Below are 22,775 nucleotides of genomic sequence, written 5' to 3' on the forward strand. Positions count from 1 at the left end.
CGTGGAACTGCCCGCCCCGCTTCGGCAGGCCGTCGACCGTGCCCTCGAAAACGTGCCGCTGCCGGTGCTCAGGCAGGCGGCGAAAACCCTGTCGGACCGTTACCGCGCCGAGATGCGCGACGGTCGCCTGCATATGGCGCAGGATATGGCGGTCAAGGCTTATCTGGCGACGCGGCTGCCGGCGACCTATGCCGCCGTCCGCGCCAGCCTTGACGCGGTGAACGAAGCCCAGCCGGAATTCGCGCCGAAAACCCTGCTCGATGTCGGCGCCGGCCCGGGCACCGTGCTTTGGGCCACGGCGGACCTGTGGCCCGATCTTCAGCGTGCCGTTTTGCTGGAGGCCAGTGCTGCGGTGCGCAAGGTCGGCGAGGCGCTTGCCGCCGATGCGATCGCTGCCCGGATCGCCTGGCAGGCCGGCGACGTGACCATCGACCTTGACGGTTTGCAGCCGGCGGACCTGGTCACCTGCGCCTATGTGCTGGACGAGATCGCACCGGCATCCCTGTCCAAAATGGTCGATCGGCTGTGGCAGCTCACGACAGACACGCTGCTGATCGTGGAGCCGGGCACGCCGGCGGGCTGGCAGCGTGTTCTCGCGGTTCGTCGGCAACTGATGGAAGCGGGCGCGCATGTGCTGGCACCTTGCCCGCACGAAGCCCCCTGCCCGCTCATTCCGCCCGACTGGTGCCACTTTTCGCGGCGCGTCGCCCGCTCGCGCCTGCACCGGCTGGCCAAGGACGCCGAAGTACCATGGGAGGACGAGAAGTTCATCTATGTCGCGGCTTCGAGGCAGCCGGCGCCAGTCCGCGCGGCGCGGGTGATCGCGCCACCGAAAACCGGCTCGGGCAAGGCGGCGCTCAAGCTTTGCCGGCCGGACGGCAGTGCGGGCGAGACGCTTTTCAGCAAGCGTGACGGTGAACTGTTCAAGGCGGCACGACGGTCGGACTGGGGCGATGTGCTCGATACAGCGTAGGGATTCGGGTGACGATCGTTCTTGCTTTGTTCCAAACCGTCGCGTAGAATCAGCACCTTGTCGAGTCAATCGGAATCAGGGCACGGGAATACTGTCCTGTGGACGGTTTTTTGTTTCTGTGAACAGTGGGCATCAAATCTGCTTGGGTGATAACTGTTGCAGATAAGTCAGCACTCAATTTTCCGATTCTGATATCGAGAGACCGGGATCGAAATCGGGGACATCATGGCAGAGGCAGCGCGGAAATTCGGCGTGGCGGAGCAACCGCTCTATCGCGAGGCGCCGAACAACATCGAGGCGGAACAGGCGCTGCTCGGCGCGATCCTGGTCAACAACGATGCCTTCTATCGCGTCTCCGACTTCCTGAAGGCCAGCCACTTTTACGAACCCCTGCATCGCAAGATCTTCGAGATCGCGGCAGAGCTCATTCGCATGGGCAAGGTGGCAACGCCGATCACGCTGAAGACCTTCCTGCCGGCCGACGAGAAGGTCGGCGACATGACGGTAGCACAATATGTCGTGCGCCTGGCGGTCGAAGCCGTCACGGTCGTCAACGCCGCAGATTACGGTCGCGCCATCTATGACCTTGCGACGCGTCGCGCCCTGATCACCGTTGGCGAGGACATGGTCAACATCGCCTATGACGCGCCGGTCGACATGTCGCCGTCCGAGCAGATCGAGGATGCCGAACGGCGCCTGTTCGAGCTGGCCGAAACCGGACGCTATGACGGCGGCTTCGAGAGCTTCACCGATGCGGTCAAGACCGCGGTCGATATGGCCAATGCCGCCTACATGCGCGACGGCCACCTGTCGGGGCTGGCCACCGGCATGCGCGACCTCGACCGCCGCATGGGCGGCCTGCAATCGTCCGATCTGATCGTCCTTGCCGGCCGTCCGGGCATGGGCAAGACGTCGCTCGCCACCAACATCGCTTTCAACGTCGCCGAGGCCTATGTGCCGGCGCAGCAGGCCGACGGGTCGTTCAAGGCGGCGAATGGCGGTGTCGTCGGCTTCTTCTCGCTCGAAATGTCGTCGGAACAGCTCGCGACCCGTATCATCTCCGAACAGACGGAAATCTCCTCCTCGAAGATCCGCCGCGGCGAGATTACCGAAATGGACTTCGAAAAGCTGGTCGCCTGTTCGCAGACCATGCAGAAGATTCCGCTGTTCATCGACCAGACCGGCGGCATCTCGATCGCCCAGCTCTCGGCCCGCGCCCGGCGCCTGAAGCGCCAGCGCGGCCTCGACCTCATCGTCATCGACTATATCCAGCTGATGCAGGGCTCCAGCGCCAGGGCCTCGCAGAACCGGGTGCAGGAAATCACCGAGATCACCACCGGCCTCAAGGCACTGGCCAAGGAGCTCGCGGTGCCGATCATCGCGCTGTCGCAGCTCTCGCGACAGGTTGAAAGCCGCGACGACAAGCGCCCGCAGCTCTCGGACTTGCGCGAATCCGGCTCGATCGAGCAGGACGCCGACGTCGTGATCTTCGTCTACCGCGAGGAATACTACCTCAAGAACCGCGAGCCGAAGCTCGGCACCGACGAGTACATCAAGTGGGAAAACGAGATGAACGAGATGCGCGGCAAGGCCGAGGTGATCGTGGCCAAGCAGCGTCACGGACCGACGGGCACGGTCACGCTAGCCTTCCACGGCGAATTTACCCGCTTCTCGGATCTGGCGGAGGAACATCATATCGCGGAAAGGTTTGAGTAGCTTTTTTGACTCACCGTCACGCTCCGTCAAACCCCCTCTGTCCCGCCCACCTATCCAGCATCGGCGATCCCGAAGCAGGCCTCGCTAATGGCTAAATCCCGCGTCCAGTTCATCTGCCAGAACTGCGGATCGGTGCATCAGCGCTGGGCCGGAAAATGCGACGCCTGCGGCGAATGGAACACGCTGGTCGAGGAAGGTACGTCCGGCGGCATCGGTTCCGGGCCGGCCAATACGCGCAACGCACGCAAGGGCCGCGCGGTGGTGCTGACCACGCTTTCCGGCGATATCGAGGACGCGCCGCGCATCGTGTCGGGCATCGGTGAGCTCGACCGCGCCACGGGCGGCGGCTTCGTGCGCGGCTCGGCGCTGCTGGTCGGCGGCGATCCCGGTATCGGCAAGTCGACGCTGCTCACCCAGGCTGCTGCTGCCCTTGCCTCGAGGGGCCACCGCATCGTCTATGTCTCGGGTGAGGAGGCGGTCGCCCAGATCAGGCTGCGCGCGCAGCGCCTCGGCGTCGCTTCCACACCGGTCGAGCTTGCGGCCGAGACCAATGTCGAGGATATCCTTGCCACGATCGCCGACGGCAAGCGGCCGGACCTGGTGATCCTCGATTCGATCCAGACGCTGTGGACCGACCTCGCCGATTCGGCGCCCGGCACCGTCACCCAGGTGCGTGCGGCCGCCCAGGCGATGATCCGCTATGCGAAATCCACGGGTGCTGCGATCGTGCTCGTCGGCCATGTCACCAAGGAAGGCCAGATCGCCGGCCCGCGCGTCGTCGAGCACATGGTCGACGCCGTGCTCTATTTCGAGGGCGAAGGCGGCCATCACTACCGTATCCTGCGCACCGTCAAGAACCGTTTCGGCCCGACCGACGAGATCGGCGTCTTCGAAATGTCGGACAAGGGCCTGCGCGAGGTTGCCAATCCTTCCGAGCTGTTCCTCGGCGAGCGCCATGCGAAATCGCCGGGAGCGGCGGTTTTCGCCGGCATGGAAGGCACAAGGCCGGTGCTGGTCGAAATCCAGGCGCTGGTCGCGCCCTCCTCGCTCGGCACGCCGCGCCGCGCCGTCGTTGGCTGGGACGGCGCCCGGCTGTCGATGATCCTGGCGGTGCTCGAGGCGCATTGCGGCGTGCGCTTCGGCCAACAGGACGTCTATCTGAACGTAGCCGGCGGCTACCGCATTTCCGAGCCCGCGGCCGACTTGGCGGTGGCGGCCGCACTGGTTTCCTCGCTCACCGGTCTTGCCCTTCCCGCCGATTGCGTCTATTTCGGCGAAATCAGCCTTTCTGGCGCCGTGAGGCCGGTTGCGCATGCGCAGCAGCGTCTCAAGGAGGCCGAAAAGCTGGGTTTCGCAAGCGCGGTTCTGCCCTTGGGCAGCGAGGAACTTGCCGGAGGAATCGGGGCCGGCGCTTTCCAGCCCACCGAGCTCGCCGACCTCGTGGCGCGCATAGCCGGCTCACGGCGCAGCCGCGCCAACGACGAAGAATGACGGGCTCACCTGGTGGTGAGCGACAGGGAGTGGGGCGACAAAGATGCCGATAACGCTGCTTGACGGAATTCTCGTCGGCTTCACCCTGGTCTCGGCGATGCTCGCCATGGTTCGCGGCTTTTCACGCGAGGTCCTGTCCATCGTGTCCTGGGCGGCGGCGGCCGCGGCGGCATTCTTTTTCTACAAGCCCGTCCTGCCCTATCTGAAGCCCTACATCGACAATGAAAAGATCGCCATGGCGGCCTCCGCCGGCGTCGTCTTCATCATCGCTTTGATCGTCGTCAGCGTCATCACCATGAAGCTCGCCGACTGGATCATCGATTCCCGCATCGGCGCGCTCGACCGCACGCTCGGCTTCCTCTATGGCGCCGCCCGCGGCATTCTGGTGGTCGCCGTGGCCCTGCTGTTCTTCAATTGGCTGGCCGGCGCCAAGGCACCGGCCTGGGTCACGGAAGCCAAGTCGCGGCCGCTGCTGGAGCAGATCGGCGCCAAGCTCGAAAGCCTGCTGCCTGAGGATCCGGAAAACGCCATCCTCAAGAAGCTCAATCCGAATCAGCCGGCCGCCGAAACGCCCGCCGCACCGGACGCACCGGCGACGGATGCCCCGGCGGGAGGGGACGATGCCAATGCGCCGGCTCCTGACGACAGCGATGCCGGAACGCCTCCCGCGGACAACGCGCCGGCCAATCCGGCCCCGGCGGCGCCGGCGAATTGATGAGTGATCGGGCGCCGCAGAACAGGCGCCCGAGACTGGCGGTGATCGTGAACCATCGCCGGGCGCGTTGCTTTTACGGCGCTGTCGCCTTATATGGCGATTTTAGCGGAGCTTGAGCCCCATGGCAGACGCAGACCACGTGCTTTCCGCGGAAGCTGACGATCACTTCCACGACGAATGCGGCGTGTTCGGCATTTTCGGCCGGCAGGACGCGGCGGCCATCGTCACGCTCGGCCTGCACGCGCTGCAGCATCGCGGCCAGGAAGCGGCCGGCATCGTCTCCTACGACGGCACCCAGTTTCATGTCGAACGCCATGTCGGCCTGATCGGCGACACCTTCACCAAGCAACGCGTCATCGACAGCCTGCAAGGCAATCGCGCCATCGGCCACACGCGCTACGCCACGACCGGCGGCGCCGGCATGCGCAACATCCAGCCCTTCTTCGCCGAACTGGCCGATGGCGGTTTTGCCGTGGCCCATAACGGCAATCTGACCAACGCCATGACCGTGCAGCGCGCGCTGCAGAAGCAAGGCGCGATCTTCTCCTCGACCTCCGACACCGAGACGCTTCTGCACCTCGTCGCCACCAGCAAGGAGCGCGATCTCAACTCGCGCTTCATCGATGCGGTGCGCCAGGTCGAGGGCGCCTTTTCGCTGGTGGCGATGACGGCCAAGAAGATGATCGGTTGCCGTGACCCGCTCGGCATCCGCCCGCTGGTACTGGGTGACCTCGACGGTGCCTGGATCCTGGCCTCCGAAACCTGCGCGCTGGACATCATCGGCGCGCGTTTCGTGCGCGACCTGAAGCCAGGCGAGATGGTCGTCGTTACCTCCAAGGGCATCGAGAGCCTGTTCCCGTTCGAGCCGCAGAAGACCCGCTTCTGCATTTTCGAATATGTCTATTTCGCACGCCCGGACTCTTCGGTCGAAGGCCGCAACGTCTACGAGGTGCGCAAGCGCATCGGCGCGGAACTCGCGCAGGAAAATCCCGTCGAGGCCGACATCGTCGTGCCGGTGCCGGATTCCGGCACGCCGGCGGCAATCGGCTTTTCGCAAGCCGCGGGCATCCCCTTCGAGCTCGGCATCATCCGCAACCACTATGTCGGCCGCACCTTCATCCAGCCCGGCGATTCGATCCGCCACATGGGCGTCAAGCTGAAGCACAACGCCAACCGCCGCATGATCGAGGGCAAGCGCGTCGTGCTGGTCGACGATTCCATCGTGCGCGGCACCACCAGCCAGAAGATCGTGCAGATGGTGCGAGACGCCGGCGCCAAGGAAGTGCATATGCGCATCGCCTCGCCGCCGACCAGCGCCTCCTGCTTCTACGGCGTCGATACGCCGGAAAAATCGAAGCTTTTGGCATCACGTATGTCGATCGAGGAGATGGCCGAATTCATCCGCGTCGATTCGCTCGGCTTCCTGTCGATCGACGGACTCTATCGCGCCGTCGGCGAGGCCAACCGCGACAACGAGCAGCCGCAATTCTGCGACGCCTGCTTCACCGGCCAGTATCCGACCCGCCTGCTCGACTTCGAAGGCCACGACAATGTGCGCACGCTGTCGCTGCTGGCGACGAGCGGCGCATAGGATTGCCGCACTGCCAGTTGCCATAGCCATATTTCCGGAATCTATCGCATGACCTTCGACCTTTCCGGCCGCGTTGCGGTCGTCACCGGCGCCTCGCGCGGCATCGGTTACTTCATCGCCAGGGAACTGGCTGCCGCCGGCGCCCACGTCATTGCCGTGGCGCGCACCGTGGGCGGGCTGGAAGAACTCGACGACCAGATCAAGGCCGAGCGCGCCAAAACCGGCAAGGGCGAAGCGACGCTGGTGCCCCTCGACCTTGCCGACATGGCCGGCATCGACCGCCTGGGCGGCGCCATCCATGAGCGGTGGGGCAAGCTCGACATTCTCGTCGCCAATGCGGGCGTGCTCGGCGTGATCTCGCCGATCGGCCATGTCGAGGCGAAAACCTTCGAGAAGGTGATGACCATCAACGTCACCTCGACCTGGCGGCTGATCCGCTCGGTCGACCCACTGCTGCGGCTCTCCGACGCCGGCCGGGCCATCATCCTGTCGTCCAACGCTGCTCACTCGGCGCGCGCCTTCTGGGCGCCCTACGCGGCTTCCAAGGCGGCGGTCGAGACGATGATGCGCTCCTGGGCACATGAGACGCAGAGCCTGCCGTTGCGCGTCAATGCCGCCGACCCCGGCGCCACCCGTACCGTGATGCGCGCGCAAGCCGTGCCCGGCGAGGACCCGGAAACGCTGCCGCATCCTTCCGAGATCGCCAAACGCATCGTGCCGCTGGCAAGCCCCGACCTGAAAGAGACAGGACTGATCTTCCAGGCCAAGCACAACCGTTTCGTCGCCTACCGACAGCCGGAATAGCCGCATCTTTTTTGTCGGAAGAATTCGGCTCCGGGCGGCGTTCCTCGAATGTACATTCGAAGCTCAAACCCGGAGGACCGACATGCGCAGACTTATTCTCATCGCCGCCACCGCCACTATCTCCGCCTTGGCCGCCGGCACAGCCTTGTCACAAGATGCCAAGATGAGTTTCTTCGTCACCAGCGTCGGCTCGGGCAAGGGGGCCGACCTCGGCGGCCTGAAGGGCGCCGACGCGCATTGCGCCTCGCTGGCGGAAGCAGCCGGCGTCACCGGCAAGACCTGGGCCGCATATCTGTCGACCAGCACCGAGGATGCGCGCGACCGCATCGGCAAGGGACCGTGGGTGAATGCCAAGGGCGTAAAGATAGCCGACGACGTCGCCTCGCTGCACGGCGATGCCAACGGCATCACCAAGCAGACGGCGCTCACCGAGAAAGGCGAGATGGTCAACGGCCGCGGCGACACGCCGAACCGCCACGATATGCTGACCGGCTCGAAACCCGACGGCACCAGGATCGCCGACCAGACCTGCGGTGACTGGACGATGAGCGGCACGGAAGGGGCAGCCATGATGGGCCATCACGACCGCACCGGGCTCGACGATTCAGCTGCCGCCAAATCCTGGAACTCTTCGCATGCTTCGCGCGGCGGCTGCGGCCAGGAGGCGCTGAAAGGCACCGGCGGCGACGGCCTGTTCTATTGTTTCGCAACGAATTGACCGGACCTCGCCCGCCCCGCCACATCACGCGGCTGTGATGTGGCGGCGGAAAGCTGAGTCGCGGTCATGCTTTCGTCATTTCCGCAGAGTTGATAGGATCGCATAGATTCCCACAACAAGCCCGGCTGGGCAGAGCAAGGAAATTCCCATGGCTTCGAGCGTAGCGTTGGTCTGGTACCTGGTAATCGCCGGCCCGCAAGGCGGCATGGTCGTGTTGCCCAGCACGTTCGACAAGCGCGAACAATGCACCGCCGCCATCACCGAATACCAGAAGCAGCCGGCCCCGACCGGCTGGTCGCTGCAATGCGTGCCGAGCGCGTCACCCTTCACCGATGAGGGCGACGCGGAGGAACCGGCAGCGCAGTAAGGCGCGATGCGGCGTCAGCGCCGTGCGCTGACCGTCAGTTCCGGCTTCTGGTTGATGGTCTGGAACACCACGCAGTAGCGTTCGGTCAGCTTCAGCAAGGAATCGATGCGCTCCTGCGGCTCATCGGTGTCGAGACTGAAATTCAGCCTGATGGCGCGAAAACCGACCGGCGCATCCTTGGCAACGCCAAGCGTGCCGCGAAAATCAAGGTCGCCTTCGGCCTCGACCGTGGCGGCGCCGAGCTTGAATTCGAGCGCCGTCGCCACCGCCTTGAGCGTCACGCCGGCGCAGGCCACAAGTGCCTCCAGCAGCATGTCGCCCGAGCAAAGCTCGAGCCCCGAGCCGCCGGTTGCGGGATGCAGACCGGCAATCGCGAGAGCCCTGCCCGTCTCGACCTTGCAGGCGATCGACTGGTCATCGAGACTGCCTCTGGCCCTGAGCGTGATGAGCGCGCGCGAAGCATCATCGCGATAGGTCTCTTTCAGCGGCGCCTGCATGGCCTTCAGTGCGGTGGCGTCCATTTCGCTGCCCCTTTCGACGATCGTTTCTGGCGCTGGCATGCGTCAACCCACCGAGATTTGACCCGATCACACCGGAAAGCAAACATAATCATCGCGTTGGGACACAGGCGCGCAATCACTATCCCAAATGGACATTGACGGACGAGGTCTCAAAGACCGTCTGAGCCGTGCGAGTGCCGTCGTCCCATTTTCTGGTGACCGACTCGGGTCAACAAGGCTGGCGATGGGCAGTCGGGTGTGCCAACGGTTTCTCCTGATAGGAATTTTTTCTTGACAGGGTGAAGGCAGCTATGGTACATTTCTGGTTATGGTGCTGAGTTGCGCCACGGACCCGCCGTACAGGCGGTTTTTTTCATTCAATGCTCTCTCAATAGCGCGTCGAGAAGGCTTGCACGGAACCCGCTGACCCGGATTCGTTGCCGGACAAGCCTTTCCTTTGACTTCGATCGCATCGGCTATAGCTATGCGACAAGCGTTCTCGCGGAGGCGTCATGCCGTTCAAGTTGAAACTGATCTCTCTCATCCTGCTGATGCTTGCTGCCTTCGCACAGCCTGTCCTGGCTGAAACGCCGGAGAGGCCGGCGCCGACCGGCGGTGTGCTGTCGCTGCTGCCGCCGCCGCAGGTCACCAGCCATTCGATCACGGTTGCCGGACGCAAGCTGGACTATCAGGCCAAGACCGGCACGCTGTCGCTGCTTTCAGGCAAGGCCGACGTCACGGCGGAGATCTTTTATGTCGCCTATACGCTGCGGCCACCGGCTGACGCGGCAAAAACGGCACCACGCCCCATTACCTTCGTCTTCAATGGCGGCCCCGGGGCGGCTTCCGCCTATCTGCATCTCGGTGCGCTCGGTCCGCGCATCATCACGACCGGAGCCGATGGCGAATTCCTGCCGCCGCCGCAAAAGATCGTCGACAATCCAGACAGCTGGCTCGACATGACCGACCTCGTGTTTGTCGATCCGGTCGGCACCGGCTACAGCCGCGAGGCTCCCGGGCAGAACACCCACGACTTCTGGGGCGTCAACCAGGACGCCAGCTCGATCGGCGCCTTCATCCGGCTCTATCTGGCCCAGAACGGCCGCAGCAGCTCGCCGCTTTTCCTGGCCGGAGAGAGCTATGGCGGGTTTCGCGCGGCGCTGCTCGCCAGGACTTTGCAGGAAGATGTCGGCCTTAGCCCGAGCGGCATCGTGCTGATCTCGCCGGCGCTGGAATTCATGCTGGTGCAACCCGACGAATTCGAGCCGCTGCACTGGGCTCTCGAACTCCCCTCGCTGGCGTCGGTGCGGCTCAGTGCCGACGGCGTTACCGGCGAGGCGCTGCGGGCGCAGTTGGCCGCGGTCGAGCGCTATGCGCTTGGCGACTACCTCACGGCGCTGGCCAGCGGGCTGGAGCAAGGCGGGCGGCTGGCGAGCCAGCGGGTGGCCGAGATCACCGGCCTGCCCCTCGACCTCGTGCAGCGGAATTTCGCGCGTATACCGACCAGCCTTTTCGCGAGGGAGTTCGCCCGCTCGAAAAGCAAGGTACTCAGCCCCTATGACGCCATGATCGGCACGGCCGACATCGCTCCTGAAAGCGCTCGCACCGCCGGACCCGATCCGGTGCTCGACCGCAGCGTTCCAGCATTGACCTCGGCTTTTGTCGGCTATGCCCGGGACGAATTGAACTACCACACCGATGTCAGCTACCGGCTGCTCAATGGCGAGATCAGCCGCAATTGGGACTACGGCACATCGCGGCAAGGCTATGCCGGCGTGATGAACGATCTGCAGCGGGCGCGCTCGCTCAATCCCGCACTCGGCGTCGTCATCGTCAACGGCTACACCGACCTCGTCACGCCCTATCTGGCGTCTCGCTATCTGGTGAACCAGGTACCGACGCTGGCCGGTGCAAAGCCCATCCGCGTCGATGTGCTGGACGGAGGACACATGATGTATTTCAGGCCGGACGGAAGGCGGGCGCTCAAGGCAGCGGCGGCGGAGCTTTACCAAGCGACGCAGTAAGCGTCGCTTGGTAGCACCGGAGTGACCGGCAGTCCGCGACACGCTGGCGGGACAGTGCCCTCCTCTGTCCTCCAGGCAAAGGAGCCGCGAAGGACATTGCAGTTCATCTTGGCGGCCGGCCGCCTTCAACCGGCCTGCGGCGCCGAAGCGATCTCACACCCGTGGCTGTGACTTCACATGGGCAATGTAGCTGCGCACGTCGCTGGCCGGGTCTGCATAGGCCTTGCCGAGCTTCTTCTCCATCGCGGCCATGTAGTCGCTGGCCCATTCGGGCAGAGCATAGTCGATGACGGCGAGAAATTCGAGTGTCGCCGCCAGGCGGATGTCGGCGATAGACGGGTTCTTGCCTCCGATGAAGGGCTTGCCATCCCTGAAGAAAGAGTGGAACACCTCCAGCGGTTCGGAGATGGCGGCGATCGCCGCCTTCTGCGCCTCGGCCTTCCTGTCGGGATGAGCGTCGCTGTGGCCGACCTCTCCGGCATATTGCGGGAAACCGAGCGCCGGATAGGTGGCGCGCGCCACATAGGGATAGAGCGTGCCGATCAGGTAGAACATGGCGCTGTCGATCATCGCCCGCTTGGCAGGCGCCTTGGGGTGGAATTTCTCCAGCCCGTGCTTGTTGGCGAGATACTGCATGATGGCGCAGCTTTCCCAAAGCACCCCGCGCGGCAGGCCCTTGTCCTCGATCATCGGGGTCAGATGGGCCGGGTTGCGCGCCATGAATTCGGGCGAACGCGTGCTGCCCCAGGCGTCGGCCTCGGCATGGTCCAGCCCGGCGGCGCGGGCAAACACCCGAACCGTCATGTTGTTGACGCTCGGCTTCAGCATGCTGATCATCAGGGCGGGTTTCTTCGCCGACTTCCCCTTGGTCCTGGACGCGGCTTTGCCGGCGGTTGCTGCTTTTGACGTCGCCTTGGCCGAAGGCTTTGCCGATATTTTTGGTGCCGGCTTGGCTGAAGCTTTTGCTGCTGGTTTTGCCATAGCCTTTGGTGTGCCCTTGGCCGCCGGCTTCCTCGCACCCTTCGTCGCTGTCTTTGCCATGTGTTCCTCCCTTTGCTTGTTCAAAAATCAATATGGATTGCGCGGCGTCCTGTCGGCCGACAATGTCGCGCGCGAGCGCTCGACCAGCGCCTGGATGGCGTCGGCCAGATGCGCCTCGGCGATGTTGTAGTCGCCACGCGCGACGCGGAGCTTGTGCGCTTCCATCAACACGTCGGCATGGCTAAAGCCGGCCGGCGGCTCGAAACGGTAGGAAGCAAGTTCGATCAGCAGGCCAAGCGGATCCTCGAAATAGATCGAATCCATGAAACCGCGGTCCTTGACGCCACTGTGCTTGATGGCGCGCTCGTCAAGCCGGGCGACCGCCTGCAGGAAGGTCACGCGCGACACGGCAAAGGCGATGTGGTGGACGCAGCCGGTATCGGTCGGGGTGCGGCGCTTTGCCGGCGTGCGGGTCTCGTCGGTAAAGATGGTGATCAGCCGCCCGTCGCCCGGATCGAAATAGAGATGGCTTTCGGCTGTCTTGTCGAGGTTGGGTTGCTCGAAAATGAAAGGCATGCCCAGCACGCCTTCCCAGAAATCGATCGATGTCTGGCGACCGGCGCCGACCAGCGTGATGTGATGGACGCCTTGCGATTGCAGTTTCTGCATTGCGTTCTCCCCCTGATGTCGGCGTTTCGATATCCGTAAGTGCCAGCTGTCAGGCCCACCGCGCATGATGCGAATGGCGTCTCTTATGCGAGCGCTGGCTTCCTGATCCGCACCGTTCCCTTGGCTCGCCGAACCTTACGCGCCGGCTTTGTGAGACGATGCTAAACCAATCAGTCGCGCCGCGCCAGAAGCCGCATCGGGATCGGCCCTGCCCCAACGCAAGCACGGCGCTGGAGCAGCGCCATGCAAGGTTTCGCCCCTATAGCTGGCGGGAGCGGAGCCGACAGGGGCCGGAGCCGTTTTCACACAAGGCCGCTTGTCGCATGGCCGATGTCGCCATTCTCGAAACACGCGAAAGGGTTCTCGCCGGTATCCTCCTGACCGGCGCCGCCTATTTGCTTTTTTCGACGCAGGACGCTTCGATCAAGCTGCTGGTAGCCGGCATGAGCGTCTGGCAGATCCTGTTCTTCCGCAGCATCACCATACTGACCGCCTGCGCGGCGATCGGCGGACGGCATCTCTATGCGGAGACGGCGCGGTCGCCGATCGTGTGGCCGATGCTGTTGCGCAGCGTCTTCACCCTGGCGGCGTGGCTTTGTTATTACAATGCCGCGCGCAGCCTGCAGCTCGCCGAACTGACCACCGTCTATTACGCGGCCCCGATCATCGTCATCGTGCTTTCGGTGGTGATGCTTGGCGAAAAAGTGCCCATGCTACGCTGGCTGGCGGTGGCGATCGGCTTCGCCGGCGTCTTTGTCGCCTGCGACCCTGCCCATCTCGGCCTGTCCGTGCCGGTGCTGCTGGTGCTGGCCGCCGCTTTCCTGTGGGGCGTCGCCATCGTGCTGTTGCGCAAGACAGCACTTGCCGAGCGCTCGATGATCCAGCTCATGCTCAACAATTTCTATTTCCTGATATTCTCGGCGGTGCCCGCGCTGGTTTGGTGGCAGACGCCCGGCTGGAGCGAGCTGCTTCTGCTTGCCAGCGTCGGCGCGCTCGGCGGCTTGGCGCAGTATCTTCTCTTCGAAGGCATGAAACGGACGCCGGCCTCGATCATCGCGCCGCTGGAATACACTTCGCTGTTGTGGGCCTTCGCGCTCGGCTTCGCCATCTGGGGCGACGTGCCGCGTCGCGAAGTGTTTTTCGGCGCTGCTCTCATCATCACCGCAGGGCTGCTGATCGTCGGCGGCGAGCATTTCCGCAAACGGCTGTGACGGGCCAGATTTCTGACACTACGATGTCAGGACAGAACCACGTAAATTGGCTTTCATGACCGATGTAGCAGCCGCCACCGACACCGCAGAACGGACACTTGGCATCATCCTGGTGTCGTCGTCGGCGGCGGTGTTCGGATTGACCGGCGTGCTGACCAAATCGATCCATGCCGATCCGCTGACCATCACCTGCTGGCGCGGTTTCGTCGGCTCGATCCTGATCAGCCTCTATGTGCTGTGGCGCCGCCACCGCTCCGGCAACCGCGAAACGCTGCGGCTCGGCTGGCGCGGCTGGCTGCTGGCGGTGGAAGGCGCGCTGGCCAGCATCGCCTTCATCTGCGCCTTCAAATTCACCTTCGTCGCCAATGTCACGGTCATCTACGCGACGTCGCCTTTCATTGCCGCGCTGCTCGCCTTCCTGCTGGTGCGCGAACCCTTCCGCCTGCAGACGATGTTAGCCGCCGCCCTCTCGCTTTGCGGCGTCGCGGTCATGGTCTGGTCGAGCTTCGGCACTGGCAATCTGTTCGGAGACGGGCTGGCGCTGCTGATGACGATCGGCAGCGCGCTCTACATGATCATGGTGCGCGCCTTCCGCGACACGCCGGCGGTCTGGGCAGGCGCGGTCTCGGCCCTGCTGTTGTTCATACTCGGCTGGTTCGTCACCGACCCGCTTGCCGTCTCGGCAAGGGATGCCGTGCTGCTCGTCGCCTTCGGCTCGAGCTTCGCACTCTCCTCGATCCTGTGGACGGAAGGCGCGCGGCTCATCCCGGCGGCTGAATCCGGCCTGCTCGGCTCTGCCGAAGTGCCGTTCGCGATCCTGTTTGCGTTCCTTTTCCTGGCCGAGATACCGCCCATGGCCAGCATGATCGGCGGCGCGATCGTGCTTTGCGCGGTCTTTGCCCATGCCGGCCGCGACTGGCTGTCGGCAAAGCAGCAACAAGCGCCAGGGCCGTTGTGAAAGCCGAGCCAAAAAAAATTTGCGCAGTCACGGAACCATCATCCCGTTCAGGCATTGTTGAGCCGACGGACCACCCCCCGAGTCCCCCCAAACCCCTCGGTCCGTCCTACTCCAAGCCGACCGCAAGGTCGGCTTTTTCTTTGGCCCGCGCGGGACGACAGGCGGCCGTCAGCCAAAAAGTCCTGGCACAGCCAGGCCGGTGCCGAGCAGTGCGGCCAGATCCCGCGCCGGGTTCTCGGCATCGGCGCGCAGCCGGATGGCGAATTCGGCAACGGGCACGGGCGGCAGGTCGAACGTGCGCGGTGCTTCGACGATGCCGGAATGGGCAAAGCGCGCGGTGCGCAGCGTCAGCGCAATGCCGGCCTTGACCGCCGTGCGCAGGCCGGCCAAGCTCGCGCTGCTGGCCGCGATGCGATAGCGCCGGCCGGCCGAATCGAGCGCCGAGATCGCCGCTTCGCGGAAGCCGCAATGCGGATCGAGCAGCGCAAGCGGCAATTCGTCCTGTCGCGCAGCCAGCCCTTTTTGCGAACAGAGCCACATCATCGGCTCGCGCAACATGCCGATTTCGTCCGGCGTCGCCGCCTGCCGCATAACGACCGCCAGATCCAGGCTACCGCCCTGAAGGGCTTGCGCCAGCTCGGCGGAGCGGCCGACGCGCAGCTCGATCCTGACACGCGGATGGCTTTCGGCGAAAGCACGCAGCAGATCGGGCAAGCCGCTGTCGGCGAAATCCTGCGTCGTGCCGATCGCGATGCGTCCGTCGGCCTTTGCGCCCTTCAGGCCGAGCCAGGCTTCACGATGCGCTGCAAGGATACGCCGGGCATGGCCGACAAGCTCCTCACCGGTCGGCGTCAGGCTGCGGCCCCTGCCCTGCGGTGCCAGCAGCGGTTCGCCGACAGCCTCTTCCAGCCGCTGCATCTGCGCCGTCACAGCCGACGGTGAACGGCCGACGATAGAGGCCGCCTGCGCCAGCGAGCCGCCGTCGGCGAAGGCGAGGAATGTCCTCAAGAGGTCGGGATCGAGCGTTTTCATAATTCGATATTATCGAAGTATTCTCTGAAAACAATTCGATTTTCATGTTTCCTGGTTGGTGACAGAGTTGCGTCATCGGCTGACAGAGGCCGCCAGAACCAAGGAGAAGGACAATGCCCATCATCAACGTCAGCGTCACCGGGAAGCCCGACGCGACGCTGTCCGCCAGGATCGCCAAGGAGGCGACCGAACTCACCGCCACGCACCTTCGCAAGGATCCGACCATAACGGCGGTTGCCGTCTCTTATCTCGATCCGCAGCACTGGTTCGCCGGCGGCACGTCGCTGGCCGAGCATGGGACCAATACGTTCTGGCTCGACATCAAGGTGGTCGACGGCACCAACACCAAGCTCGAGCTGGAAGCCTATCTCAAGGCGATCTTCGCCGCCTTCGGGCGCCTGCTCGGGTCCGTGCACGAAGAAAGCTACGCCTTCGTCCACGAAGTGCCGGCCGCCGCCTACGGTTTTGGCGGCAAAACGCAGGAATTCCGCTTCATCAGCGGGAGACTGAAGGCGGCGTAAAGGATGCCGCTTTTGCCTTCCCTTCGTGAGAGGCGGCAAGAGGCCCTTGCGCATTGACCTTGCCCGCACATCGTCTAGGTTCTTGCCGAAGCGGCCGCAGAGCCGAGGTGCAAGGAACGTTGGGAGAGACGCGGCATGATCCTGACACTGGCGCTGCTTGCGGGTCTGGTCGTGGCCTGGCTGCTGATCGGGGTAGTGGAAAAGTTCCGCCTCGGCCTGAGCTTTGCCCAGGCGCTGCTCTACGTGCCGTTCAAGCTCGCCTACCGGATCAGCGACAGCCGCATCGCAATCGCGCGCGATGCGGCGGCGCCAGTCATCTATGTCATCTCACATCAGTCGCACTTCGAACCGGCGCTGATGCTGTCGCTGCTGCCTGACGACACGCTGCACATCCTCGACGGAGCCTCGGCCAGGGCGCCATGGCTGGAGCCGTGGCGCGAGCTTGGCCGCACCATCGCCTTCAACGCCGAACACGTCTTCGTCAGCCGCAGGCTGGTGCGCGTGCTGAAGGGCAAGGGCCGGCTTGCCGTCTACCTGCCGGACGCGGTCGAGCCCGACGTCAAGTCGTTCCGGCTGTTTCGCGCTGTCACCCGCATCGCCATGCAGGCCGATGCCCGCATCGTGCCGATCTTCGTCGGCGGCGCCCGCGACCTTCCGGTCTCGTTGACGCCGGCCAGCATCGTGCCCCGGCGCTGGTTCCCGCGCCTGTCGATCAGCGCATTGGAACCAATGACCATCGCCGAGCTGGTGGCGCGCATTCCCGAGCAGGCCTCGAACACCAACGCGCTGTTCGACCGCTTCGCCGAGGCGCGCTTCGCAGCCGCCGATCTCGATCGCGGCCTGTTCCTGGCCATGCGTGATGCCGCAACCAGGGTCGGCGCATCCCATCCGATCATCGAGGACGTCGTCTCGGGCGCGCTCAGCTATCGAAAACTGTTCATCGGCGCGCGCGTGCTGGGCAGGCGTTTCGAGGCGGTGACGGCGCCCGGCGAAGCGGTCGGCCTGCTCCTGCCCAACGCCAATGGCGTGGTGCTGTCCCTGGTCGGGCTGCTCTCGGCCGGTCGGGTGGCCGCGATGATCAACTACACCGCGGGTCCGGCCAGCGTCACCGCCGCCATCCGCACGGCGGTGATCCGCACGGTCGTCTCCTCCCGCGCCTTCATCGAGAAGGCCGACCTCGGCGATATCGTCGCGGCGGTCGAAAAGGGCGGCGCGAAATTTCTCTGGCTGGAGAATACACGCGCAAGCGTGACGGCGCTGGAGAAGCTTACCGCCGCCTTGCTGTGGCGCTGGCCGCTGCAGCGCCAGGACGCAGCCAAACCCGCGGTAATCCTGTTCACCTCCGGTTCGGAAGGCACGCCGAAGGCGGTGGTGCTGTCGCACAAGAATCTTTACGCCAACGCAATGCAGGCGGAAGCCCGTATCACCATCTCGCCGGCCGATATCCTGCTCAACGTATTGCCTGTGTTCCACTCCTTCGGGCTGACGGGCGGCACCATCCTGCCGCTGGTTACAGGCGTAAAGCTGTTCCTCTACCCCTCGCCTCTCCACTACAAGATCATCCCCGAGATCGCCCGTAAGGTGAAGCCGACGGTCATGTTCGGCACCGACACTTTCCTCGCCAATTACGCGCGCACCGCCAAGGACGGCGATTTTTCCAGCCTGCGCTTCGTCGTCGCCGGCGCCGAAGCGGTGAAGCCGGAAACCCGCCGCACCTATCGGGAGCGTTTCCAGGCCGAGATCATCGAAGGCTTTGGGCTGACCGAGGCCGCGCCCGTGGTTGCCGTCAATACCGCAATCCATAGCCGCGACGGCACCGTCGGGCGGCTGCTGCCGGCCATCCGCATGAAGCTCGAACCCGTCGACGGCATCGAGGGCGCCGGCCGTCTGTGGCTCGACGGTCCGAATATGATGATGGGCTACATGACCGCCGACCGACCGGGCGAATTGCAGCGGCTCGAGGGCTGGCACGACACCGGCGACATCGTCTCGGTCGACCGCGAGGGCTTCATCACCATTCGCGGCCGGGCCAAGCGTTTCGCCAAGATCGCCGGCGAGATGGTGTCGCTGGGTGCGGTCGAGATGCTGGTGCAGTCGCTGTGGCCGGAAGAGCGCCATGCCGCCGTGGCGGTGCCCGACAAAAGGCGCGGCGAGCGCATCGTGCTGGTCACCACCGCCGACGATGCGAGTGCCGAGGAACTGCGCCAATTCGGCAAGAAGGCCGGGGCGGCCGAACTGATGGTGCCCAACGACATCGTCAAGGTGGAAGAGATCCCGGCGCTGGGCTCGGGCAAGACCGACTATGTGTCGGCCCGCAGACTGGCCATCGATCGTCTGGGGCTGAGTGCGGCGGCGTAGGCGAACGGCCTGAAGGGTCGTCTCGCCTAAATCGCAGGCCCGGGCGCAAAGCGCTGGCCTTCAATGCACCCTCTGTCGCCTTCGGCGACATCCCCGCCTTCAAAGAGGGATAACAGCGTTATCCTATATCCGAAGGCGGCACCTGCTCGCCTTCCAGCCTGGCGCGCTTCGAATAGGCACGCACGCTGAAGGGCAGGAAGAGGAGATAACCGGCGACGGAGGCCGTCAGCGTGTACCAGGGATAGGTCATCAAGAGCAGGATGTAGAGCACGACCCCCAGGATGACCGGCAATACCTTGTCACCCGGCACCTTGACGCTCTTACCCGAATAGACCGGCAAACGGCTGACCAGCAGGAAGGCGACCAGTACGGTGAAGCCGGTGGCGATGAAGGCGGCCGGGCGGCCGGGCTCCAGCCCAAGCCGCAGGAAATACAGATAAAGCGGCAGCATCACCAGCACGGCGCCCGCCGGCGCCGGTACCCCAACGAAATATTCGGTCTGCCATGCCGGCCGCTCGGCCTTTTCCTCGTCAAGAACATTGAAGCGGGCGAGCCGCATGCCGCAGGCGATGGTGAACAAAAGGGCGGCAATCCAGCCCGGCGATCCCGCGCGGTCGAGCAGGAAAGCGTAAAGCACCAGCGCGGGCGCGACGCCGAAATTGACGATGTCGGCCAGCGAATCCATCTGCGCGCCGAATTTCGACGTCGCCTTCAGCATTCGCGCCAACCGGCCGTCTATGCCGTCGAGGAACGCGGCGAGCAGCACCATGACCACCGCGGGCTCGAAGCGGTTCTCGAAAGCGAAGCGGATGCCGGACAAGCCGGCACAGATGGCGAGCACCGTAACCAGATTGGGCAGCACCATGCGCATCGGGATTTCGCGGATGCGCGGGCCGCCGCTGGCATGCGCCTCGAATTTCTTGAACGGCGCGCCCACCGGTCAGGAGATCCGCACGAGAGGCGTGGCGGCGATACCGCCGAATTCCGCCAGCACCGTTTCGCCGGCGACCGCCGTCTGGCCGACGGCCACGCGTGGTGTCGCCGCCTCCGGCAGGAAGACGTCGACGCGCGAGCCGAAGCGGATCAGGCCGAAACGCTCGCCGATGGCGATCGAGCCGCCGGTCTCGGCCCAGCAGACGATGCGCCGCGCCACGAGGCCAGCGATCTGCACTGCCGCGACGGTGCCGTTGGGGCTGTCGATGACCAGCCCGTTGCGCTCGTTCTCGGTGCTTGCCTTGTCGAGTTCGGCATTGAGGAATTTCCCCGGCCGATGCTCGATACGGGAAATCTTGCCGCGCACCGGGGCGCGGTTCACGTGGCAGGAAAAGACGTTCATGAACACCGATATGCGGGTCATTTCGGCATTGCCGAGGCCAAGCTCGCGCGGCGGCACGGCCGGGCCGACCGCCGAGATGACGCCATCGGCGGGGCTCACCACCAGACTGTCATCGACCGGCGTCACCCGCTCGGGATCGCGGAAGAAATAGGCGCACCAGGCGGTGAGGATGAGCCCGATCCAAAACAGGATCGAGGAGAAATAGCCGAGGAAAAGCGTGCCCGCGCCGAAGGCGGCGATGAACGGATAGCCCTCGCGATGGATCGGTACGAACGCGTTCTTGACCGTATCGACAAGGCTCATGGGATGGGGCAGTCCCTGTTTCAGGTTCGGCCTCAATAACCGAAACACCCTCTGCCCGCAACGCGACAATGGGGAAGGAGGGTGGACGAGCTAGCCCGCAGCAGCGGAACGATCAAAGTGCTCGGCGAGTTCCGGGATTGTAGCGTCGGCAAGCTTTTCGTTATCTTTGCCACGCAAGAGCACACTACCATTCCACGAAGACAGCAAGAGGAAGGCCCGGTCAGACGCCAACACCACCCAGTTCACGACCACGCCTTCCGCCGTTTGCACGATTGAGTTCGCTGAAACGATGGCGTCCGTCGGGTCGAATCCGGCTTTGCGCAGTAGAAGGTCGACAGCAGCCGGGGCATGATACTGCTCAGCCAATTCGACAACCATTTTGATTTCCGAGCCTTCAGCGTGGCCAAGTCGGTTGCCTACTCGCGGAGCGATGGCTCCCAAAGAATTCTCACCCGGGCGTATGACCGGTGGGTCTTCCGCCGCGATGTATTCGTAGATATCGGCGTGCGTCTCAGTTGCAACGCATAGCCGAGGCTCCTTCGCACTGGTACGCAGTTGGAAAACCATCTGCATCTCACCCCCGACATCCAGCATTCTTGCCATGCCAAAGCCCAATCTGACCTCAGGCGGAGACACCTTGGCGCAGGCGAGACCGGCCCCAACGTCGCGCCAGCCGATCATCTGGCGCACCAGCTTGCTAATCGAACGATGAAGAAGCCTGGCTTCGCGTTGCGGGTTGGCCATCACCAGACCGTGTATAACATCGCTGTAGTCGTCATCTTCGACAATCTGTAGATCAGGCCACGAGACGATCCAGCGCGCCAAGAAACCCTGCATCGGTGCAGCCTCATCTGCGTGGTAGAACTCACCGTCAAGCGCATCCAGAAAATCGTCGCAACCACCCTCGAAGCCCGTTTGTTCGGCCGCCTCATCGGGATGCTCGGCAATCCAGGAGGACATCTTTTCCAAAGTCGCCAATTGGCCGCTCGCACCGCTAGCAGCGAGTCCAACTCGGGCGTTCGTAATCATGGCGTTGGTTTCCTCTGCGCCATTGTAGATGAATTGACTGTGCCCGCCATTCTTCACCTCAGCCGAGTACGAGTTTGCGTGGGAAACCTGCATCGCCCTCGGGCTGATCTCCGGATATCGGTAGAGCCCTTCATAAGTCATGGTATGGATGAAAATCTCAACGGCGAAGACGAGTTCCGAGGGGCTATCGATTGCCTTTTCTACTGTTGAACGGCGCACAAAAACCGGCAGCGGCAGCCTGACCTGTGGCCACCTGGCAGCATTCGGCGCGAGTTTTTCAGACGTTTTTTTAGACTTGCGAAAGAAAAATCCGAACATCGAAAATGCTTTCATAGACCGCAAAGCAACCGCGGCTGGTTGTTCCCGAGGTGACAATATCACCTGCTTTTAGATTTGAAAGAGACCCAGGTATGTGCAGATTTGGCGGGATCACCATCGCGTATTAGCCTTTCAGAATTGTCGGCCGCAATGTCGGCAAGCCATACGCTCGCCCGTCCTTGGCAGGACAGTGCCTCGCGACGCCTTCGGAAGGGTGACGTGGGTCACGCAGCCAAGGAGCCAGCCAATGTCATCCGTTGCCGAGAACGCCAAGATTATCACCATGGGCCTCGCTTTCGGGGAATCGCCGCGTTGGCATGAGGGACGCCTGTGGCTCTGCAACTGGGGTACCGGAGAGATCGTCGCCGTGAGCGAAGACGGCAAGAGCAGGGTGATGCTCACCATGCCAGCGGTCCTGCCCTACTCCATCGACTGGCTGCCGGATGGCAGGTTGCTCGTGATTTCAGGCCGCGAAGGCCTGCTGCTAAGGCAGGAGGTGGATGGCAGGCTCGTCACCCATGCCGATCTGCGCGACCTTTCGAAAAGCCCCTGGAACGAGATCGTCGTCGATGGGCGCGGCAATATCTATGTCAATGGCGGCGGCCCGGCGCCGGCACCCGGCCAGCATTTCGGCCCGGGCACGATCGTGCTGATCACGCCGGACGGGACGGCCAGGCAAGTGGCTGGGAATATCGCGTTTGCCAATGGCATGGCTGTGACCCCGGACAACAGGACGCTGATCATTGCCGAATCCCACTCCAACCGGCTGACCGCCTTCGACATAGCCGCCGACGGCACTCTGGCTAATCGGCGGGTGTGGGCCGATGTCGACGGCTATCCCGATGGCATCTGCCTAGATGCCGAAGGGACGGTCTGGTACGCGGATGTTCCCAACAAGCGCTGTGCGCAGGTACGCGAAGGCGGTGAGCTGCTGCAGACCGTGACCGCCGATCGCGGCTGCTTCGCCTGCATGCTGGGCGGTGTCGACGGCAGGACGCTGTTCATCACCGCAGCCGAGTGGCGCGGCTTCGACCACATGTCGAGCGACGCCCGCACTGGTCAGGTGCTGGGCGTCGCTGTTTCCTCGCCTGGCGCGGGATGGCCGTCTTACATTTCGGGCACACGCTGATTGGCGAAAGCGACGGAGATAGCCAACGCCG

Annotated in this window: 21 protein-coding genes; 14 read left to right on the forward strand and 7 right to left on the reverse strand. The window is 64.0% G+C overall.

Annotated elements, in window-relative coordinates; genetic code table 11:
• Position 1: 1 nt before the first annotated feature.
• The 8 genes from LB541_RS00230 to LB541_RS00265 all read left to right on the forward strand — a co-directional run bounded on the left by LB541_RS00230 (position 2) and on the right by LB541_RS00265 (position 8,375).
• Positions 2 to 973 (forward strand): small ribosomal subunit Rsm22 family protein, encoded by a 972-nt coding sequence (locus LB541_RS00230; RefSeq protein WP_224617547.1) that lies wholly within the window; start codon positions 2 to 4, stop codon positions 971 to 973.
• 225 nt (positions 974 to 1,198) lie between these two features.
• Positions 1,199 to 2,689: a replicative DNA helicase gene (locus tag LB541_RS00235; RefSeq protein WP_140494474.1), complete on the forward strand. Its 1,491-nt coding sequence runs from the start codon at positions 1,199 to 1,201 to the stop codon at positions 2,687 to 2,689.
• An 87-nt stretch (positions 2,690 to 2,776) separates the two neighbouring features.
• Positions 2,777 to 4,180 (forward strand): DNA repair protein RadA, encoded by a 1,404-nt coding sequence (gene radA / locus LB541_RS00240; protein WP_224617558.1) that lies wholly within the window; start codon positions 2,777 to 2,779, stop codon positions 4,178 to 4,180.
• Between the two features lie 43 nt (positions 4,181 to 4,223).
• The gene (locus LB541_RS00245; protein ID WP_140494478.1) at positions 4,224 to 4,895 is read left to right on the forward strand and encodes a CvpA family protein; all 672 of its coding nucleotides are present in this window, start codon (positions 4,224 to 4,226) and stop codon (positions 4,893 to 4,895) included.
• Positions 4,896 to 5,016: 121 nt separating this feature from the next.
• Positions 5,017 to 6,486: an amidophosphoribosyltransferase gene (purF, locus tag LB541_RS00250; RefSeq protein ID WP_140494480.1), complete on the forward strand. Its 1,470-nt coding sequence runs from the start codon at positions 5,017 to 5,019 to the stop codon at positions 6,484 to 6,486.
• Between the two features lie 48 nt (positions 6,487 to 6,534).
• The gene (locus tag LB541_RS00255; protein ID WP_224617563.1) at positions 6,535 to 7,290 is read left to right on the forward strand and encodes an SDR family NAD(P)-dependent oxidoreductase; all 756 of its coding nucleotides are present in this window, start codon (positions 6,535 to 6,537) and stop codon (positions 7,288 to 7,290) included.
• 82 nt (positions 7,291 to 7,372) lie between these two features.
• A complete protein-coding gene (locus LB541_RS00260; protein ID WP_140673171.1) occupies positions 7,373 to 8,008 on the forward strand; it encodes a hypothetical protein in 636 nt (211 codons plus the stop codon).
• Positions 8,009 to 8,156: 148 nt separating this feature from the next.
• Positions 8,157 to 8,375 (forward strand): hypothetical protein, encoded by a 219-nt coding sequence (locus LB541_RS00265; protein ID WP_140494486.1) that lies wholly within the window; start codon positions 8,157 to 8,159, stop codon positions 8,373 to 8,375.
• A 14-nt stretch (positions 8,376 to 8,389) separates the two neighbouring features.
• Here LB541_RS00265 and LB541_RS00270 read toward each other — a convergent pair whose 3' ends face one another.
• Complete coding sequence (locus LB541_RS00270; RefSeq protein ID WP_140494488.1) at positions 8,390 to 8,896, reverse strand: OsmC family protein; 507 nt, start codon at positions 8,894 to 8,896, stop codon at positions 8,390 to 8,392.
• A gap of 491 nt (positions 8,897 to 9,387) precedes the next feature.
• On the opposite strand from LB541_RS00270, the gene LB541_RS00275 reads away from it, so the two are divergent.
• Positions 9,388 to 10,899 carry a S10 family peptidase gene (locus LB541_RS00275; protein WP_140520660.1) on the forward strand — a complete coding sequence of 504 codons (1,512 nt, stop codon included), beginning with the start codon at positions 9,388 to 9,390 and terminating at the stop codon, positions 10,897 to 10,899.
• Positions 10,900 to 11,052: 153 nt separating this feature from the next.
• Here LB541_RS00275 and LB541_RS00280 read toward each other — a convergent pair whose 3' ends face one another.
• Together LB541_RS00280 and LB541_RS00285 are read right to left on the reverse strand one after the other, a co-directional pair.
• On the reverse strand, positions 11,053 to 11,940 hold the full coding sequence (locus LB541_RS00280) for a glutathione S-transferase family protein (protein WP_224617564.1): 888 nt from the start codon (positions 11,938 to 11,940) through the stop codon (positions 11,053 to 11,055).
• A 27-nt stretch (positions 11,941 to 11,967) separates the two neighbouring features.
• Positions 11,968 to 12,549 (reverse strand): VOC family protein, encoded by a 582-nt coding sequence (locus tag LB541_RS00285; protein ID WP_224617565.1) that lies wholly within the window; start codon positions 12,547 to 12,549, stop codon positions 11,968 to 11,970.
• Between the two features lie 323 nt (positions 12,550 to 12,872).
• Between LB541_RS00285 and LB541_RS00290 the strand changes: the two genes are divergently transcribed.
• Positions 12,873 to 13,760: a DMT family transporter gene (locus LB541_RS00290; protein WP_140520663.1), complete on the forward strand. Its 888-nt coding sequence runs from the start codon at positions 12,873 to 12,875 to the stop codon at positions 13,758 to 13,760.
• A gap of 55 nt (positions 13,761 to 13,815) precedes the next feature.
• Entirely contained in the window at positions 13,816 to 14,718 is a 903-nt protein-coding gene (locus LB541_RS00295; RefSeq protein WP_140657937.1) for a DMT family transporter, read from the forward strand.
• A gap of 168 nt (positions 14,719 to 14,886) precedes the next feature.
• On the opposite strand, the gene LB541_RS00300 is transcribed toward LB541_RS00295, so the two are convergent.
• A complete protein-coding gene (locus LB541_RS00300; protein WP_140657939.1) occupies positions 14,887 to 15,750 on the reverse strand; it encodes a LysR substrate-binding domain-containing protein in 864 nt (287 codons plus the stop codon).
• Between the two features lie 113 nt (positions 15,751 to 15,863).
• Here LB541_RS00300 and LB541_RS00305 point away from each other — a divergent pair, with 113 nt between their 5' ends.
• Both LB541_RS00305 and LB541_RS00310 read left to right on the forward strand, forming a co-directional pair.
• Positions 15,864 to 16,271, forward strand: a complete 408-nt coding sequence (locus LB541_RS00305; protein ID WP_140657941.1) for a tautomerase family protein — start codon at positions 15,864 to 15,866, stop codon at positions 16,269 to 16,271.
• 135 nt (positions 16,272 to 16,406) lie between these two features.
• Positions 16,407 to 18,629 carry an AMP-binding protein gene (locus tag LB541_RS00310; protein ID WP_140672057.1) on the forward strand — a complete coding sequence of 741 codons (2,223 nt, stop codon included), beginning with the start codon at positions 16,407 to 16,409 and terminating at the stop codon, positions 18,627 to 18,629.
• Positions 18,630 to 18,747: 118 nt separating this feature from the next.
• Here the strand turns inward: LB541_RS00310 and LB541_RS00315 are convergent, their stop codons facing one another.
• From LB541_RS00315 to LB541_RS00325, 3 genes are all read right to left on the reverse strand, one after another.
• A complete protein-coding gene (locus LB541_RS00315; RefSeq protein WP_140494505.1) occupies positions 18,748 to 19,566 on the reverse strand; it encodes a CDP-alcohol phosphatidyltransferase family protein in 819 nt (272 codons plus the stop codon).
• Between the two features lie 3 nt (positions 19,567 to 19,569).
• A complete protein-coding gene (locus LB541_RS00320; protein ID WP_140520667.1) occupies positions 19,570 to 20,268 on the reverse strand; it encodes a phosphatidylserine decarboxylase in 699 nt (232 codons plus the stop codon).
• 90 nt (positions 20,269 to 20,358) lie between these two features.
• Positions 20,359 to 21,630: a DUF4375 domain-containing protein gene (locus LB541_RS00325; RefSeq protein ID WP_140517831.1), complete on the reverse strand. Its 1,272-nt coding sequence runs from the start codon at positions 21,628 to 21,630 to the stop codon at positions 20,359 to 20,361.
• A gap of 232 nt (positions 21,631 to 21,862) precedes the next feature.
• Between LB541_RS00325 and LB541_RS00330 the strand changes: the two genes are divergently transcribed.
• On the forward strand, positions 21,863 to 22,744 hold the full coding sequence (locus LB541_RS00330) for an SMP-30/gluconolactonase/LRE family protein (protein WP_224617567.1): 882 nt from the start codon (positions 21,863 to 21,865) through the stop codon (positions 22,742 to 22,744).
• The last annotated feature ends 31 nt before the right edge of the window (positions 22,745 to 22,775 follow it).

Source organism: Mesorhizobium sp. BR1-1-15 (assembly GCF_020165475.1).
Taxonomy (GTDB): domain Bacteria; phylum Pseudomonadota; class Alphaproteobacteria; order Rhizobiales; family Rhizobiaceae; genus Mesorhizobium.

Excerpts from the sequence above, each read along its gene's own strand:
- LB541_RS00310 (WP_140672057.1), top strand. The coding sequence starts at position 16,407 with ATGATCCTGACACTGGCGCTGCTTGCGGGTCTGGTCGTGGCCTGGCTG.
- LB541_RS00290 (WP_140520663.1), top strand. The coding sequence starts at position 12,873 with ATGGCCGATGTCGCCATTCTCGAAACACGCGAAAGGGTTCTCGCCGGT.
- LB541_RS00330 (WP_224617567.1), top strand. The coding sequence starts at position 21,863 with ATGTCATCCGTTGCCGAGAACGCCAAGATTATCACCATGGGCCTCGCT.
- LB541_RS00280 (WP_224617564.1), bottom strand. The coding sequence starts at position 11,940 with ATGGCAAAGACAGCGACGAAGGGTGCGAGGAAGCCGGCGGCCAAGGGC.
- LB541_RS00300 (WP_140657939.1), bottom strand. The coding sequence starts at position 15,750 with ATGAAAACGCTCGATCCCGACCTCTTGAGGACATTCCTCGCCTTCGCC.
- LB541_RS00295 (WP_140657937.1), top strand. The coding sequence starts at position 13,816 with ATGACCGATGTAGCAGCCGCCACCGACACCGCAGAACGGACACTTGGC.
- purF (WP_140494480.1), top strand. The coding sequence starts at position 5,017 with ATGGCAGACGCAGACCACGTGCTTTCCGCGGAAGCTGACGATCACTTC.
- LB541_RS00270 (WP_140494488.1), bottom strand. The coding sequence starts at position 8,896 with ATGGACGCCACCGCACTGAAGGCCATGCAGGCGCCGCTGAAAGAGACC.
- LB541_RS00320 (WP_140520667.1), bottom strand. The coding sequence starts at position 20,268 with ATGAGCCTTGTCGATACGGTCAAGAACGCGTTCGTACCGATCCATCGC.
- LB541_RS00260 (WP_140673171.1), top strand. The coding sequence starts at position 7,373 with ATGCGCAGACTTATTCTCATCGCCGCCACCGCCACTATCTCCGCCTTG.
- LB541_RS00275 (WP_140520660.1), top strand. The coding sequence starts at position 9,388 with ATGCCGTTCAAGTTGAAACTGATCTCTCTCATCCTGCTGATGCTTGCT.
- LB541_RS00305 (WP_140657941.1), top strand. The coding sequence starts at position 15,864 with ATGCCCATCATCAACGTCAGCGTCACCGGGAAGCCCGACGCGACGCTG.
- LB541_RS00245 (WP_140494478.1), top strand. The coding sequence starts at position 4,224 with ATGCCGATAACGCTGCTTGACGGAATTCTCGTCGGCTTCACCCTGGTC.
- LB541_RS00235 (WP_140494474.1), top strand. The coding sequence starts at position 1,199 with ATGGCAGAGGCAGCGCGGAAATTCGGCGTGGCGGAGCAACCGCTCTAT.
- LB541_RS00285 (WP_224617565.1), bottom strand. The coding sequence starts at position 12,549 with ATGCAGAAACTGCAATCGCAAGGCGTCCATCACATCACGCTGGTCGGC.
- radA (WP_224617558.1), top strand. The coding sequence starts at position 2,777 with ATGGCTAAATCCCGCGTCCAGTTCATCTGCCAGAACTGCGGATCGGTG.
- LB541_RS00265 (WP_140494486.1), top strand. The coding sequence starts at position 8,157 with ATGGCTTCGAGCGTAGCGTTGGTCTGGTACCTGGTAATCGCCGGCCCG.
- LB541_RS00255 (WP_224617563.1), top strand. The coding sequence starts at position 6,535 with ATGACCTTCGACCTTTCCGGCCGCGTTGCGGTCGTCACCGGCGCCTCG.
- LB541_RS00325 (WP_140517831.1), bottom strand. The coding sequence starts at position 21,630 with ATGAAAGCATTTTCGATGTTCGGATTTTTCTTTCGCAAGTCTAAAAAA.